This window comes from Pseudomonas sp. Tav-5-1A, assembly GCF_055755055.1.
Genome location: NZ_CM146901.1, coordinates 6,241,020 through 6,255,581 on the forward strand (window position 1 = coordinate 6,241,020; position 14,562 = coordinate 6,255,581).

Genomic DNA, 14,562 nt, shown 5'->3' on the forward strand with positions numbered 1-14,562 from the left:
CCGGGTGTTGCCAGGCGCTTAGTTGACCTTGGCGTTCAGCTCGCCCTTGGCGTAGCGCTGGAACATCGCTTCCAGGGAGATCGGCTTGATCTTCGAAGCGTTGCCGGCGGTGCCGAAGGCTTCGTAGCGGGCGATGCACACGTCGCGCATGGCCTTCACGGTTTCACCGAAGAACTTGCGAGGGTCGAACTCGCTCGGGTTGGTGGCCATCAGGCGGCGCATGGCACCGGTGGACGCCAGGCGCAGGTCGGTGTCGATGTTGACCTTGCGCACGCCGTGCTTGATGCCCTCGACGATTTCCTCGACCGGCACGCCGTAGGTTTCTTTAATGTCGCCGCCGTACTGGTTGATGATCGCCAGCCACTCTTGCGGTACCGAGGAAGAACCGTGCATCACCAGGTGGGTGTTGGGGATGCGCTTGTGGATTTCCTTGATGCGGTCGATGGCCAGCACGTCGCCGGTAGGCGGCTTGGTGAACTTGTAGGCGCCGTGGCTGGTGCCGATGGCGATGGCCAGGGCGTCGACCTGGGTCTTCTTGACGAAGTCGGCGGCTTCTTCCGGGTCGGTCAGCATCTGGCTGTGGTCCAGCACGCCTTCGGCGCCGATGCCGTCTTCTTCACCGGCCATGCCGGTTTCCAGGGAACCCAGGCAGCCCAGCTCGCCTTCTACCGACACGCCGCAGGCGTGGGCCATGGCCACGGTCTGCTGGGTGACGCGCACGTTGTACTCGTAGTCGGTGGGGGTCTTGCCGTCTTCGCCCAGCGAGCCGTCCATCATCACCGAGCTGAAGCCCAGCTGGATCGAGCGCTGGCAGACGTCAGGGCTGGTGCCGTGGTCCTGGTGCATGCACACCGGGATGTGCGGGAATTCTTCGATGGCGGCCAGGATCAGGTGGCGCAGGAAGGGGGCACCGGCGTATTTGCGAGCGCCGGCCGAGGCCTGGACAATTACCGGGGAGTCAGTCTTGTCAGCGGCTTCCATGATGGCGCGCATCTGCTCAAGGTTGTTGACGTTGAAAGCTGGGACGCCGTAGCCGAACTCTGCGGCGTGGTCCAGCATCTGGCGCATGCTAATGAGTGCCATCTTGTGTTTATCTCCCGGTCGAGGGTCGTTAATCGTGCAAGCCTGCCGAAGCGGCGGCTGCCATTCAAGTAGTGTAGATCGGGCCTGTGCCCGACCCGCTGCATCACTGGGCCTTGCAGGCCCGGCCAATCAGGTCGTTGGTCGCGACCCAGTACACCAGCCCTTCATTACCTTTGCTGTGGAAGGCCAGCACGCCGTCGCTGAACAGCTCGCCCGACGCGCCGGGCTCGGCTTTCAGGCGGTAGACCTGGTCGCTGCCACCCAGCTTCACTTCCACGCTGTTCTTGCCCGCATCCAGGAAGCGCCAATCGACGGTCGCCTGGCTGTCGCAGGTCCAGTGTGTCCAGTCAGCGGACACCGGGGCCTGGTTGAAACTTGCACATCCACCCAGCACTGCAAACGCCACAAGGGCCATGAAGCCTTTCATTGTACTTCCTCGGGTTGCAGCATGGCGGCAGGCACGCAGGCCCGCCGCTCAGTTCCATCGGACTGAAAAGCCCGCCAGTTGTTCCGACCCGCGGTCGGCTCAGGGGCAACCTTGCCCCGGGGCCTGGTGTTCAGGGTCGTACTTTTCCAGGCCATCCGGGCCCAGGCGCTTGTTGATGACCGGCGCGGTCTCGGCCTGCCAGTCAGCCTGGTAGCAGCCGCCCTTGCCGGGCACCTGCTCGGCTGCAGCGGGCGCCGGCTTGCCGGCGCACCCGGCGAGCACGCCAGCCAGCAACAACAGCGGCAATGCCTTGGTCATCTGGACGCTCCCTTTCCATTCGCGCATGGCGTATCAGGCCTTGGCCCGCTGCTCCAGCATCTCGACGGCCGGCAGCACCTTGCCCTCGACGAACTCGAGGAAAGCGCCGCCACCGGTGGAAATGTAGGAGATGTCCTTGGACACGCCGTACTTGTCGATGGCCGCCAGGGTGTCGCCGCCGCCGGCGATGGAGAACGCCGGACTCTCGGCGATGGCCTTGGCCAGCACCTTGGTGCCGTTGCCGAACTGGTCGAACTCGAACACGCCCACCGGGCCGTTCCACAGGATGGTCTTCGACGATTTCAGCAGCTGGGCGAACTGCTCGGCGGTCTGCGGGCCGATGTCCAGGATCATGTCGTCATCGGCCACGTCGGCGATCAGCTTGACGGTGGCTTCGGCGGTTTCGGCGAATTGCTTGGCCACCACCACATCCACCGGCAGCGGCACGCTGACCTTGGCGGCGATGGCGCGGGCGGTGTCCAGCAGGTCCGGCTCGTACAGCGACTTGCCGACCTTGTGGCCAGCTGCGGCCAGGAAGGTGTTGGCGATGCCGCCGCCGACGATCAGCTGGTCGCAGATCTGGCTGAGGCTGTTGAGCACGTCCAGCTTGGTGGACACCTTGGAACCGGCGACGATGGCGGCCATCGGCTTGGCCGGGGCGCCCAGGGCCTTGCCCAGCGCGTCCAGCTCGGCGGCCAGCAGCGGGCCTGCGGCGGCTACCTTGGCGAACTTGGCCACGCCGTGGGTCGAGCCCTCGGCGCGGTGGGCGGTGCCGAAGGCGTCCATGACGAACACGTCGCACAGGGCGGCGTATTGCTGGGCCAGCTCGTCGGCGTTCTTTTTCTCGCCCTTGTTGAAGCGCACGTTCTCGAACAGCACCAGGTCGCCGGCCTTGACGTCGACGCCGCCCAGGTAGTCAGCCACCAGCGGCACGTCGCGGCCCAGGGCCTTGCTCAGGTAGTCGGCCACCGGCTTCAGGCTGTTCTCGGCAGAGAACTCGCCTTCGGTGGGACGGCCCAGGTGCGAGCAGACCATCACTGCTGCGCCTTTCTCCAGCGCCAGCTTGATGGTTGGCAGCGAGGCCAGGATACGCGCGTCGCTGGTGACCACACCGTCTTTCACGGGAACGTTGAGGTCTTCGCGGATCAGCACGCGCTTACCTTGCAGATCGAGGTCGGTCATCTTCAACACTGTCATGTGTTCAGTCCTTCAAGCCTGTTTTAATTGTTGGTTGACGACGTACAGGAAGTGCTCCGCGACGTCGAGCATCCGATTGGCAAAGCCCCATTCGTTGTCGAACCAGGCCAGGATGTTCACCAGGCGCGGGCCTGATACACGGGTCTGGCTGGCATCGACGATGGCCGAATGCGGGTCATGGTTGAAATCACAGCTGGCGTGCGGCAGCTCGGTGTAGGCCACCAGCCCTTTGAGCGGGCCAGTGAGTGCGGCGTCGTGGAGGATGCGATTGACCTCCGCGGCGTCGGTGTCCCGGCGCACCTGCAGGGTGATGTCCAGGCACGACACGTTCACTGTCGGCACGCGCACTGCTTTGGCCTGGATTCGGCCGCCGAGTTCCGGCAGCAACCGCTCTATTCCGCGCGCCAGCCCGGTGGACACCGGGATGATCGACTGGAAGGCCGAGCGGGTGCGGCGCAGGTCTTCGGCATGGTAGGCATCGATCACCGGCTGGTCATTCATGGCCGAATGGATCGTGGTGATCGAGATGTACTCCAGGCCCAGGGCCTCATCCAGCAACCGCAGCAACGGCACGCTGCAGTTGGTGGTGCAGGAAGCGTTGGACACCAGCGTCTCGGTACCGGTCAATACCTGCTGGTTGATGCCGAACACCACAGTGGCGTCGACATCGGTCTCGCTGGCCATGGGCTGGGAGAACAGCACCCGTGGGGCGCCAGCGTCAAGGAAACGCTGGCCGTCGGCACGGGTATGCCACGCCCCGGAGCATTCTAGTACCAGGTCGACGTCAAGCGCCGCCCAGTCGATGCCCTCGGGGCTGGCGCTGCGCAGTACTTTCACGCAGTCGCCGTTAATCATCAGACAGTCGCCTTCGCTGCGCACCTGGCCGGGGAAGCGGCCGTGGGTGGAGTCGAAGCGTGTCAGGTATTCGAGACTGGCCATGTCGGCCAGGTCGTTGATGGCAACCACCTCGAAGCCCGCTTCGGCGCCGCGCTCGTACAACGCACGCATGACGCAACGGCCGATACGGCCGTAGCCATTGAGTGCAACTTTATAGGGGCGTGGCTGGGGCATGAGGTGCTCACTGAAAACAATGGTTCAAACCTTTATGCAAACTGCAGTGCAAATGCTGTTGTGGGAGCTGGCTTGCCAGCGAGCTTTTCAGGGGCCCTAAAAGCTTGCTGGCAAGCCAGCTCCCACAAGAACCAGCATGCAGCACCTGCCCCGCAGGGCAGGCCTTGGATCAGTCTTCCAGCAGTTCTTCGGCAGTACCGACGATGTTGTCGACGGTGAAGCCGAACTCTTCGAACAGGGCGGCCGCAGGGGCCGACTCGCCGAAGGTGGTCATGCCGATGACGCGGCCTTCCAGGCCTACGTACTTGTACCAGTAGTCGGCGTGCGCGGCCTCGATGGCGATGCGCGCGCTGACTTCCAGTGGCAGCACGGCCTGCTTGTAGCCGGCGTCCTGGGCTTCGAACACGCTGGTGCACGGCATCGACACCACGCGAACCTTGCGGCCCTGCTCGGTCAGCTTGGCCTGGGCCTTCACGGCCAGGTCAACTTCGGAACCGGTGGCGATCAGAATCAGCTCCGGCTCGCCGTCGCAGTCCTTGAGGATGTAGCCACCGCGGGCGATGTCAGCCAGTTGCGCGGCATCGCGCGGCTGGTTCTGCAGGTTCTGGCGGCTGAAGATCAGCGCCGAAGGACCGTCGTTGCGCTGGATGGCGTGCTTCCAGGCCACTGCCGATTCAACGGCGTCGGCTGGGCGCCAGGTGTCCAGGTTCGGGGTGCAGCGCAGGCTGGCCAGCTGCTCGATCGGCTGGTGGGTAGGGCCGTCTTCGCCCAGGCCGATGGAGTCGTGGGTGAACACGTACAGCACGCGCTTCTTCATCAGGGCCGACATGCGCACGGCGTTGCGGCAGTATTCCATGAAGATCAGGAAGGTGGCGCCGTAGGGCACGAAACCGCCGTGCAGGGCGATACCGTTCATGATGGCGCCCATGCCGAACTCGCGTACGCCGTAGTGCAGGTAGTTGCCACCTGGCTCTTCGGCGCTGACGCTCTTGCTGCCCTTCCAGAAGGTCAGGTTGGAACCGGCCAGGTCAGCCGAGCCGCCCAGCAGCTCAGGCAGCAGCGGGCCGTAGGCGTTCAGGGCATTCTGGCTGGCCTTGCGGCTGGCGATGGTCTCGCCCTTGGCAACCACTTCGGCGATCCAGGCGTCGGCCTTGGCGGCGAAGTCGGCTGGCAGCTCGCCGGCCATGCGGCGGATGAACTCGTTGGCCAGCTCAGGGTGTGCGGCGGAGTAGGCGGCGAAGCGCTGGTCCCAGTCGGCTTCCAGCGCGCGGCCGGCTTCCTTGGCGTCCCATTCGGCGTAGATGTCGGCCGGGATTTCGAAAGGACCGTGGTTCCACTTCAGCGCGGCGCGGGTCAGGGCGATTTCCTCGGCACCCAGTGGCGCGCCGTGGGACTCTTCCTTGCCCTGCTTGTTCGGCGAACCGAAGCCGATGGTGGTCTTGCAGCAGATCAGGGTCGGACGGTCGCTCTTGCGGGCGGTCTCGATGGCGGTCTTGATCTCGTCGGCGTCATGGCCGTCGACGTTGCGGATCACCTGCCAGTTGTAGGCTTCGAAACGCTTCGGCGTGTCGTCGGTGAACCAGCCCTCGACTTCGCCGTCGATGGAAATGCCGTTGTCGTCGTAGAAGGCGATCAGCTTGCCCAGGTCCAGGGTACCGGCCAGGGAGGCGACTTCGTGGGAGATGCCTTCCATCATGCAGCCATCACCCAGGAACACGTAGGTGTGGTGGTCGACGATGTTGTGGCCTGGGCGGTTGAACTGGGCGCCCAGGGTCTTTTCGGCGATGGCGAAGCCGACGGCGTTGGCCAGGCCTTGGCCCAATGGGCCGGTGGTGGTTTCCACACCCGGGGTGTAGCCGAATTCCGGGTGGCCCGGGGTACGGCTGTGCAGCTGGCGGAAGTTTTTCAGATCGTCGATCGACAGGTCGTAACCGGTCAGGTGCAGCAGCGAGTAGACGAGCATCGAACCGTGACCATTGGACATCACGAAACGGTCGCGGTTGGCGAACGACGGATTGGTCGGGTTGTGCTTCAAGAAGTCACGCCAAAGCACTTCGGCGATATCCGCCATGCCCATGGGGGCACCGGGATGGCCGCTGTTGGCTTTTTGCACGGCATCCATGCTGAGGGCACGAATGGCGTTGGCACGCTCACGACGGCTGGGCATCGCTTATCTCCTGGGCTTTATAAAAAGTACGGATTTCGAAAAGACCGGCATTTTCCCCCAGGCCACGTCTCTGGGCAATGACAGATAGTCATTGCGCAGCGTTTTTCCTGCCTTGCGGAGCCTAAATGTCGATCGGCCTGCAACGTATACCTGCAGTGGACCCCTTTTGCCGGCCAGGGATTCCATCCATCGACCAATATCAAAACTTTTTGATATTGGTCTTGCGGGGTGGCATTTCGCTGACTAGACTGCCGACCCTATGAATCTACCTGCGCCCGCGATCCGCCACGAATACAGCGACGAGCTGGCCGCCCTGTGCAAGGCCGGCGGCGACCCGCTGCGGCTGAACGTCTTGCGCGCCCTGGCCAGCGACTCGTTCGGGGTGCTGGAGCTGGCGCAGATTTTCGCCATCGGCCAGTCGGGCATGAGCCATCACCTCAAGGTGCTGGCCCAGGCAGGCCTGGTGGCCACCCGCCGCGAAGGCAACGCGATCTTCTATCGCCGCGCCCTGCCCGACACCGGCGCGCTGGGCGGCCGCCTGTACGCGGCGCTGCTGGACGAGGTCGACGACCTCGACCTGCCGGCCGACGCCGAGGCACGCATGGCGTTGGTGCAGCGCCAGCGCGCGGCCACCAGCGAACACTTTTTCTCGCGCATGGAAGAGAAATTCCGTGCGCAGCAGGACCTGATCGCCGGGCTGGCGCAGTACCGCGACAGCGTGCTGGCGTTGCTCGACAAGCTCAGCTTCGATGCCCAGGCCAGCGCCCTGGAGATCGGCCCCGGCGACGGTGCATTCCTGCCCGACCTGGCCAGCCGCTTTGCCCAGGTGACGGCGCTGGACAACAGTGCCGAGATGCTCGACCTGGCCCGCCAGCTGTGCCAGCGCGAGAACCTGGACAACGTCCAGTTGCATTTGGCCGACGCCTTGGGCGACACCAGCGTGCAGGCGCACTGCGTGGTCTTGAACATGGTCTTGCACCACTTTCCGGAGCCGGCCCAGGCCCTCAAGCAACTGGCCACCCGGGTAAAACCGGGCGGTAGCCTGCTGGTGACCGAGCTGTGCAGTCACAACCAGAGCTGGGCCCGGGACGCCTGTGGCGACCTGTGGCTGGGTTTCGAACAGGAAGATCTGGCCTTTTGGGCCGCTGCTGCGGGACTGGTTCCCGGGGAAAGCCTGTATGTAGGCTTACGTAATGGTTTCCAGATTCAGGTCCGTCATTTTCAGCGGCCGGCTGGCGACACTCACCATCGGTAAATTTAGGAAACCGTCGAGATGAGCGAATATTCTCTTTTCACCTCCGAGTCCGTCTCTGAAGGGCACCCGGACAAGATCGCCGACCAGATTTCTGATGCGGTGCTGGACGCCATCATCACCCAGGACAAGTTCGCCCGCGTCGCGTGCGAAACCCTGGTGAAGACCGGTGTCGCCATCATCGCTGGCGAAGTGACCACTTCGGCCTGGGTAGACCTGGAAGACATCGTCCGCAAGGTGATCGTCGATATCGGCTACAACAGCTCCGAAGTCGGTTTCGACGGCGCCACCTGCGCCGTGATGAACATCATCGGCAAGCAGTCCGTGGACATCGCCCAGGGCGTTGACCGCAGCAAGCCTGAAGACCAAGGTGCCGGCGACCAGGGCCTGATGTTCGGCTACGCCAGCAACGAGACCGACGTGCTGATGCCAGCGCCGATCTGCTTCTCGCACCGCCTGGTAGAGCGCCAGGCCGAAGCGCGCAAGTCGGGCCTGCTGCCTTGGCTGCGCCCGGACGCCAAGTCCCAGGTTACCTGCCGCTACGAAGGCGGCAAGGTCGTGGGCATCGACGCCATCGTGCTGTCGACCCAGCACAACCCGGACGTTTCCTACGCCAACCTGCGTGAAGGCGTGATGGAAGAGATCGTCAAGAAGGTGATCCCGGCCGAGCTGCTGCACCGTGACACCCAGTTCCACATCAACCCTACCGGCAACTTCATCATCGGTGGCCCGGTGGGCGACTGTGGCCTGACCGGCCGCAAGATCATCGTTGACAGCTACGGCGGCATGGCCCGCCACGGCGGCGGCGCGTTCTCCGGCAAGGACCCATCCAAGGTTGACCGTTCGGCTGCCTACGCCGGTCGCTACGTGGCCAAGAACATCGTTGCCGCCGGCCTGGCCGACCGTTGCGAGATCCAGGTGTCCTACGCCATCGGCGTGGCCCAGCCTACGTCGATCTCGATCAACACCTTCGGCACCGGCAAGATCAGCGATGACAAGATCATCAACCTGGTCCGCGAGCACTTCGACCTGCGTCCGTACGCGATCACCACCATGCTCGACCTGCTGCACCCGATGTACCAGGCCACCGCGGCCTACGGCCACTTCGGCCGTACCCCGGAGCAAGTGACCGTGGGCAATGACACCTTCACCACGTTCACCTGGGAACGCACCGACCGCGCCGACGCGCTGCGTGCTGCTGCCGGCCTGTAACAAGACCGACACCAAATAAAAAGCCCCGGCCGGGAAACTGGCCGGGGCTTTTTCGCTCCTATGCCTGCCCTCTCCACGGGCAACGTTTATTTTCAGACTTTGAGGTTCCGATGCGCATTTCGCTGTTCGCCCCCGCCGCCGCCCTGCTGGGCCTGTTTGCCATCAACGCCCAGGCGGCCAACATGGCCACCATGGCCAACTCGCCTGACCGCCACGACAACGCCCAGGTGCAGGTGCACAAGGCGCCGCAGCACAAGATCGTCACCAAGAAGGCCCCGGCGCCCAAGCACAAGGTCCAGGCCCGCAAGGCGCCGGCCCACAGCAACCAGGAACACCGCGACACCCCGGCCAACCGCTGAGTCGGTAGCACCCGGTAACCAGACGGCTGGGCGCCGGTAGCAAAGCTTTCCTAGGCTTGGGGTTCGCCCAGTCGTGCAAGGACGCCGACGATGAAAGTCTTCTTGCTGCTGCTCGCCCTGCTGTTGCCCACCGCCCAGGCCAGTGAGTGCCCGCCGTGGGACGCTGCCAAGGCCATCCGCCAGATGGGTGCCCTGCAGACGCAGGTGACCCAGTGGGACGATCGTTACCACCGCCAGGGCGCTTCGGCCATTGCCGACGAACTGTACGACCAGTCACGCCTGCGCCTGGAAAACTGGCGCCGCTGCTTCCCCGAACACGCCCCGCCCCCCCCTTCCCCGCTGGCCACCGCCGCCGGCCCCGTACCTCACCCCATCGTCCACACCGGCGTGGGCAAACATGCCGAACAACACAGCGTCGCCGCCTGGCTCAAGGGCCGCGAAGAGGTTTGGGTGCAGCCCAAGGTCGATGGCGTCGCCGTCACCCTGGTTTATCGCCAAGGCAGCCTGCACCAGTTGATCAGCCGCGGCGATGGCGTGCGCGGGCAGGACTGGAGCATTGCCGCGCGCTCGATCAGCGCGATTCCGGCCACCCTGCCACAACCTGTCGACCTGGTGCTGCAGGGCGAGCTGTACTGGCGCTACGCAGGGCACGTGCAGGCCACCGCCGGCAGCGACAACGCCCGCAGCAAGGTGGCGGGGCTGATGGCGCGCAACACCCTGTCAATGGAAGACGGCGCCAACCTGGGGCTGTTTGTCTGGGACTGGCCCGAGGGCCCCGCCACACTGCCCGAGCGCCTTGCCGGCCTGCAGGCGCTGGGGTTTGCCGAGCCTGCCGCCTACAGCCAGCCGATCCAGACGGTGGCGGATGCCAGCCATTGGCGCGAGCAGTGGTACACCAGCCCCCTGCCGTTCGCCAGCGACGGCCTGATCCTGCGCCAGAGCCGCCGCCCGCCAGCCTCGCGCTGGCAGGCGAAGGTGCCGTACTGGATTGCCGCCTGGAAATACCCGTACGCCCAAGCCCTGGCCGAGGTGCGCGACGTGACCTTCAGCATCGGCCGCAGCGGCCGCATCACGCCCGTGCTCGAGCTGTTGCCGGTGCGCCTCGACGACCGCACCGTGAAGCGCGTCAGCATCGGCTCGCTGGCCCGTTGGCAGGCGCTGGACATTCGCCCCGGCGACCAGGTGGCCATTGACCTGGCAGGGCTGACCATCCCCCGTTTCAATAGCCTGGTCTGGCGCAGCCCGGACCGTGCCGCCGTCACCGCCCCCGACAGCAGCCGCTACCACGGGCTCAGCTGCTGGCAGCCCGAGCCGGGCTGCGAAGGCCAGTTCCTGGCGCGCCTTGCCTGGCTCAGTGGCAAGCAGGGCCTGGATCTGCCGCACGTGGGGCCCGGCACCTGGCAACGGCTGATCAACACTGGGCAGGTGCAGGGCTTGCTGGACTGGCTGGAACTGCGCGAACTACCCGGGCAACGCCTGCTCGCCAGCTTCACCCTGGCCCGCGAGCGCAGCCTGGAGCAATGGTTGCGGGCCCTTGGCATGCCTGCCGGAGCCAGGCTGGCCCCTCAGGACCGCTGGCAGACCCTGGCGTCACGCACACCCGAACAATGGCGTGAACAGCCCGGCATCGGCGCCACCAAGGCCCGGCAGCTGCACGAGTTCTTCAACCACCCGCACGTGCAACTGCTGGCCGAACAGCTGCACAACGCCAACATCCCCGCATTCCCGTAGCAGTGGCCGCAGGCCGCGTCTTGGGAGCGCCGCAGGGTCCGGGACGCGGCCTGGCGGCCGCTGCTACGGGAATAATTACGGTACGGAAGGAAACTTCCTACAGACAAAGGCTTCAATTAGTTTTCCAATAGCGCAGTCCATCACATGGAGTCACCATGAAACCCTTACCTTTCCTCACAGCGCTCGCCCTGTGCTGCGCAGTAGCCACGCCGCTGCTGGCAGCCGACGAAGACGCCGCTGAACTCAAGGGCTGCGCGGCCAAGCAACAGGCCATCAACGAACAGATCGAGCAGGCCCGCGCCCACGGCAATGGCGCGCAACAGGCTGGCCTGGAAAAAGCACTGGCCGAGAACAAGGAACACTGCACCGACGCCGGCCTGCAGAAAGAGCGCGAGAACAAGGTGCTCGACGCCCGTCACGAAGTGGCCAAGCGCCACGCCGACCTGGACAAGGCCATGAAGAAAGGTGACGCCGACAAGATCAACAGCCGCAAGGACAAGCTGGCGCAGTCCCGCAAGGAACTGCAGCAAGCCCTGGACGAGCTGGACAAATAACCCGCCCTCAGTGGTCGCGGAATTCCCGATGGCAGGCCTTGCAGGCGTTTTCCACCTTCTGCATCGGCCCGTCGAGGCTGGTAGCCGCCAGCGACTGCGCGCGGCTGGCTTCGACCAGCTCACCGGTCGACACCTCCAGCGCCTGGGCCAGCTGCTGGAACCGCGCCTGTTTCTCCCACACCTCGGGCTTGGCGCTGGTGTGATCTTCCTCCCGCACCTTGGGGAAATGCTGCCAGGGCTGGTGCGCCAGCTGGTCGAGCTTCACCGCACTGGCCGCGAACTGCGGGCCGTCGAAGCTCAAGCGGCCCAACAGCATGCCGTTCATGTCCTCGCTGGTGTGCAGCATCTGCTTGAAGATTGCCTTGCGCTGGCCCAGCGGCGAATTGGGGTCCACGCCGCCGCAGGCGCTCAGGGCCAGGCACGCCAGGGTCAGCACGGTGAACGTCTTGAGGGTCATGGGCGCCCGGTCACATGGAAATGAAGAAGAAACTGGCGATCAGCCCCAGGCCGACGAACCACACCAGCGAGCGCAGCATGGCCCAATCGGCCAGGTAGCAGATGATGTATAGCAGGCGGCTGGTGATGAACAACACCGCCAGCACGTCCATGGTCACCTGCTGGGCGTTGTGGCAGATGTCGGCGATGATCACCGCGGCCGCGAACGCCGGGAACGCCTCGAAGCTGTTCAACTGCGCGGCATGGGCACGCTTGGCAAAACCGTCGAGGTTGGCCAGGAACGTGCGCGGGTCATGGTTTTGCCGCGGGCCGAACTTGCCACCGCTGAACTTGGCGATGCTGGTGCACACGAACGGCAGCACCAGGGCAATCAGGACACACCAGAAAGCAACAGTCATTTAGCGGATCTCTTATTAAAGTTTCATGATCAACATGCCCACCAGCACCAGCGCGCACGCCAGCAGCCGCGGGCGGCCAAAGGGTTCCTTCAGGTAACGCATGCCCAGCAGCACCACCAGGATCACGCTGATCTCGCGCAATGCCGCGGCCTCGGCGATGGAGCCCAGCTGCATCGCCCACAGCACCAGGGCGTAGCTCGCCAACACGAAGAAGCCGACGCTCAGGCCAATGCGCCACTGGGTGCGCCAGAAGTGCCGGAAGCTGGCGCGCCGGGTGGTCACCGCCAGCAGCGGGAACGGCCAGGCGCTGATCAGCGTCAGCCAGGTCAGGTAACCCAGCGGCTCCGGCCAGCGGCGAATCGCCTGCCCGTCAAGCCAGGTGTAGCAACCAATGCACAGGCCAATCAGCCCCACCACCGGCAGCATCCGCCAGGGCAGGCGATCACCGCCGCCGCCCTGCCACAGCAGGCACGCCATGCCGCACGGGATCAACAGGATTCCGACCACCTGATGGCCCGAGAGTGCCTCGCCCCCGGTGGCCAGGGTAAGCCCCAGCACGATCAACGGCGAAAGGCCGCGCATCAACGGGTACACCAGCCCCAGGTCGCCCACCTTGTAGGCCTGGATCAGCAGGTAGCGGTACAGCAGCTCGAAACCGGCGGACGCCAGCATCCACGGCCAGATCTCGGCGGGTGGCACGGGCACGAATGGCAGCAATACCGCCACCAGCAACAGCGCCACCGAGTCCATCGCCGCCACCACCAGCAGGCGCTCGGAGCTGAATTTCACCAGGGTATTCCAGGCCGCGTGCAGCAACGCGGCGAACAGCACCAAACCTGTGGCGAGCACGCGGGGTTTCCTTAGGCATCCGAGAAGCCGGGGAGAAATGAACGGGCCTATCTTAGCGTGGGTCCAAGGCTGCGGTGCGGGTCTTCGCAAGACTTTGTAACAAGTGCGACATTCGTGCCTGTGTCACAACGAGTTACGTGCTCGTCCAACCCCTACATGGCGCCTGCGCGCGCCACTCCGTCACACCACCATGGGAGCCCGGATGCTCGAGTTAGTCGCCGCCTTTATCTGCCTTACCACCCTTCTCACCTACGTCAATTTCCGCTTCATCGGCCTGCCCCCCACCATCGGCGTGATGGTCACGGCGCTGATGTTCTCCTTGTTGCTGCAAGGCTTGAGCGTGCTCGGCTACCCCGGCCTTGAAGCCCGGGTGCAGGGCCTGATCGGCCAGATCGACTTCGGCGACCTGCTGATGAACTGGATGCTGGCGTTCCTGCTGTTCGCCGGCGCCCTGCACGTTAACCTCAGCGACCTGCGCAGCTACCGCTGGCCCATCGGCCTGCTGGCCACCTTCGGCGTGCTGATTGCCACCCTGGTGATCGGCACGCTGGCGTTCTGGATCTTCGGCATGTTCGGCTGGCACGTGAGCTTCCTCTACTGCCTGCTGTTCGGCGCGCTGATCTCGCCCACCGACCCCATCGCGGTGCTGGGCGTGCTGCGGACCGCCAACGCCTCCAAGCCGCTGAAGACCACCATTGTCGGCGAATCGCTGTTCAACGATGGCACCGCGGTGGTGGTGTTCACCGTGCTGCTGGGCATCGCCCAGCAGGGTGCGACACCGACCCTGGGCGAAACCGCCATGCTGTTCGTGCACGAGGCCATCGGCGGCGTGCTGTTCGGCGCGCTGATCGGCTACGTGGTGTACCGCATGATCAAGAGCATCGAGCAGTACCAGGTGGAGGTCATGCTGACCCTGGCACTGGTGATCGGTGGCTCGGCTATGTGCTACGAGCTGCACGTGTCGGCGCCCATCGCCATGGTCACCGCAGGGCTGATCATCGGCAACCTGGGGCGCAAGCTGGCCATGAACGACATGACCCGGCGCTACATGGACGGTTTCTGGGAACTGCTGGATGACATGCTCAACGCGCTGCTGTTCGCGCTGATCGGCATGGAACTGCTGCTGTTGCCGTTCTCGTGGATGCACGTGATCGCATCCAGCCTGCTGGCGGTGGCGATCCTGCTGTCGCGGCTGCTCACCGTGGCCCCGGCGATCCTGCTGTTGCGCCGCTGGCGCAGCGTGCCCAAGGGCACCATCCGCATCCTCACCTGGGGTGGCCTGCGCGGTGGCGTATCGGTGGCGCTGGCCCTGGCGCTGCCGGTGGGCCCGGAGCGCGACCTGCTGCTGAGCATCACCTACATCGTGGTGCTGTCGTCGATCCTGCTGCAGGGGCTGAGCATCGGCAAGCTGGTGAAAAGCGTCACCCGCGATACCCCGCCCGAAGAGGCAACACACTGACCGTAGCCGCTGCCGTAGCCTGCGCTGGC

General features: G+C 64.9%; 15 protein-coding genes. 6 read left to right on the plus strand and 9 right to left on the minus strand.

Going from position 1 to position 14,562, the window contains the following annotated elements:
* Nucleotides 1–18: 18 nt before the first annotated feature.
* The 6 genes from fba to tkt all read right to left on the minus strand — a co-directional run bounded on the left by fba (nt 19) and on the right by tkt (nt 6,263).
* Nucleotides 19–1,083: a class II fructose-bisphosphate aldolase gene (gene fba / locus AC0J42_RS28835; RefSeq protein WP_416427291.1), complete on the minus strand. Its 1,065-nt coding sequence runs from the start codon at nt 1,081–1,083 to the stop codon at nt 19–21.
* A 103-nt stretch (nt 1,084–1,186) separates the two neighbouring features.
* Entirely contained in the window at nt 1,187–1,510 is a 324-nt protein-coding gene (locus AC0J42_RS28840) for an MliC family protein (protein ID WP_416427292.1), read from the minus strand.
* Nucleotides 1,511–1,609: 99 nt separating this feature from the next.
* Nucleotides 1,610–1,828 (minus strand): hypothetical protein, encoded by a 219-nt coding sequence (locus tag AC0J42_RS28845; RefSeq protein WP_416427293.1) that lies wholly within the window; start codon nt 1,826–1,828, stop codon nt 1,610–1,612.
* A gap of 33 nt (nt 1,829–1,861) precedes the next feature.
* Nucleotides 1,862–3,025 carry a phosphoglycerate kinase gene (locus tag AC0J42_RS28850; protein WP_416427294.1) on the minus strand — a complete coding sequence of 388 codons (1,164 nt, stop codon included), beginning with the start codon at nt 3,023–3,025 and terminating at the stop codon, nt 1,862–1,864.
* 12 nt (nt 3,026–3,037) lie between these two features.
* Nucleotides 3,038–4,096: an erythrose-4-phosphate dehydrogenase gene (gene epd, locus AC0J42_RS28855; protein ID WP_416427295.1), complete on the minus strand. Its 1,059-nt coding sequence runs from the start codon at nt 4,094–4,096 to the stop codon at nt 3,038–3,040.
* 169 nt (nt 4,097–4,265) lie between these two features.
* A complete protein-coding gene (gene tkt, locus AC0J42_RS28860; RefSeq protein WP_473004746.1) occupies nt 4,266–6,263 on the minus strand; it encodes a transketolase in 1,998 nt (665 codons plus the stop codon).
* 259 nt (nt 6,264–6,522) lie between these two features.
* Between tkt and AC0J42_RS28865 the strand changes: the two genes are divergently transcribed.
* The 5 genes from AC0J42_RS28865 to AC0J42_RS28885 all read left to right on the plus strand — a co-directional run bounded on the left by AC0J42_RS28865 (nt 6,523) and on the right by AC0J42_RS28885 (nt 11,371).
* Nucleotides 6,523–7,518, plus strand: coding sequence for an ArsR/SmtB family transcription factor (locus tag AC0J42_RS28865; RefSeq protein ID WP_473004747.1), 996 nt, complete (start codon nt 6,523–6,525; stop codon nt 7,516–7,518).
* An 18-nt stretch (nt 7,519–7,536) separates the two neighbouring features.
* Nucleotides 7,537–8,727: a methionine adenosyltransferase gene (metK, locus tag AC0J42_RS28870; protein WP_416427299.1), complete on the plus strand. Its 1,191-nt coding sequence runs from the start codon at nt 7,537–7,539 to the stop codon at nt 8,725–8,727.
* Between the two features lie 110 nt (nt 8,728–8,837).
* Nucleotides 8,838–9,086 (plus strand): hypothetical protein, encoded by a 249-nt coding sequence (locus AC0J42_RS28875; RefSeq protein WP_416427300.1) that lies wholly within the window; start codon nt 8,838–8,840, stop codon nt 9,084–9,086.
* Between the two features lie 90 nt (nt 9,087–9,176).
* Entirely contained in the window at nt 9,177–10,817 is a 1,641-nt protein-coding gene (gene ligB, locus AC0J42_RS28880) for an NAD-dependent DNA ligase LigB (RefSeq protein WP_473004749.1), read from the plus strand.
* A 155-nt stretch (nt 10,818–10,972) separates the two neighbouring features.
* Nucleotides 10,973–11,371 (plus strand): DUF1090 domain-containing protein, encoded by a 399-nt coding sequence (locus tag AC0J42_RS28885; RefSeq protein ID WP_473004750.1) that lies wholly within the window; start codon nt 10,973–10,975, stop codon nt 11,369–11,371.
* A 7-nt stretch (nt 11,372–11,378) separates the two neighbouring features.
* On the opposite strand, the gene AC0J42_RS28890 is transcribed toward AC0J42_RS28885, so the two are convergent.
* The 3 genes from AC0J42_RS28890 to AC0J42_RS28900 are packed head-to-tail and all read right to left on the minus strand — an operon-like array spanning nt 11,379 to nt 13,074.
* Nucleotides 11,379–11,828, minus strand: a complete 450-nt coding sequence (locus AC0J42_RS28890; RefSeq protein WP_473004751.1) for a c-type cytochrome — start codon at nt 11,826–11,828, stop codon at nt 11,379–11,381.
* A 10-nt stretch (nt 11,829–11,838) separates the two neighbouring features.
* On the minus strand, nt 11,839–12,225 hold the full coding sequence (locus tag AC0J42_RS28895) for an MAPEG family protein (protein ID WP_473004753.1): 387 nt from the start codon (nt 12,223–12,225) through the stop codon (nt 11,839–11,841).
* A 15-nt stretch (nt 12,226–12,240) separates the two neighbouring features.
* Nucleotides 12,241–13,074, minus strand: a complete 834-nt coding sequence (locus AC0J42_RS28900) for an EamA family transporter (RefSeq protein WP_416427305.1) — start codon at nt 13,072–13,074, stop codon at nt 12,241–12,243.
* A gap of 202 nt (nt 13,075–13,276) precedes the next feature.
* Here AC0J42_RS28900 and AC0J42_RS28905 point away from each other — a divergent pair, with 202 nt between their 5' ends.
* Nucleotides 13,277–14,533 carry a cation:proton antiporter gene (locus tag AC0J42_RS28905; protein WP_416427306.1) on the plus strand — a complete coding sequence of 419 codons (1,257 nt, stop codon included), beginning with the start codon at nt 13,277–13,279 and terminating at the stop codon, nt 14,531–14,533.
* The last annotated feature ends 29 nt before the right edge of the window (nt 14,534–14,562 follow it).

What these genes read in the sequence shown, in the direction of transcription:
- AC0J42_RS28865 (WP_473004747.1), top strand. Translation starts at nt 6,523, where the DNA reads ATGAATCTACCTGCGCCCGCGATCCGCCACGAATACAGCGACGAGCTG.
- metK (WP_416427299.1), top strand. Translation starts at nt 7,537, where the DNA reads ATGAGCGAATATTCTCTTTTCACCTCCGAGTCCGTCTCTGAAGGGCAC.
- tkt (WP_473004746.1), bottom strand. Translation starts at nt 6,263, where the DNA reads ATGCCCAGCCGTCGTGAGCGTGCCAACGCCATTCGTGCCCTCAGCATG.
- AC0J42_RS28850 (WP_416427294.1), bottom strand. Translation starts at nt 3,025, where the DNA reads ATGACAGTGTTGAAGATGACCGACCTCGATCTGCAAGGTAAGCGCGTG.
- AC0J42_RS28895 (WP_473004753.1), bottom strand. Translation starts at nt 12,225, where the DNA reads ATGACTGTTGCTTTCTGGTGTGTCCTGATTGCCCTGGTGCTGCCGTTC.
- epd (WP_416427295.1), bottom strand. Translation starts at nt 4,096, where the DNA reads ATGCCCCAGCCACGCCCCTATAAAGTTGCACTCAATGGCTACGGCCGT.
- AC0J42_RS28875 (WP_416427300.1), top strand. Translation starts at nt 8,838, where the DNA reads ATGCGCATTTCGCTGTTCGCCCCCGCCGCCGCCCTGCTGGGCCTGTTT.
- AC0J42_RS28890 (WP_473004751.1), bottom strand. Translation starts at nt 11,828, where the DNA reads ATGACCCTCAAGACGTTCACCGTGCTGACCCTGGCGTGCCTGGCCCTG.
- fba (WP_416427291.1), bottom strand. Translation starts at nt 1,083, where the DNA reads ATGGCACTCATTAGCATGCGCCAGATGCTGGACCACGCCGCAGAGTTC.
- AC0J42_RS28905 (WP_416427306.1), top strand. Translation starts at nt 13,277, where the DNA reads ATGCTCGAGTTAGTCGCCGCCTTTATCTGCCTTACCACCCTTCTCACC.
- AC0J42_RS28845 (WP_416427293.1), bottom strand. Translation starts at nt 1,828, where the DNA reads ATGACCAAGGCATTGCCGCTGTTGTTGCTGGCTGGCGTGCTCGCCGGG.
- AC0J42_RS28840 (WP_416427292.1), bottom strand. Translation starts at nt 1,510, where the DNA reads ATGAAAGGCTTCATGGCCCTTGTGGCGTTTGCAGTGCTGGGTGGATGT.
- ligB (WP_473004749.1), top strand. Translation starts at nt 9,177, where the DNA reads ATGAAAGTCTTCTTGCTGCTGCTCGCCCTGCTGTTGCCCACCGCCCAG.
- AC0J42_RS28885 (WP_473004750.1), top strand. Translation starts at nt 10,973, where the DNA reads ATGAAACCCTTACCTTTCCTCACAGCGCTCGCCCTGTGCTGCGCAGTA.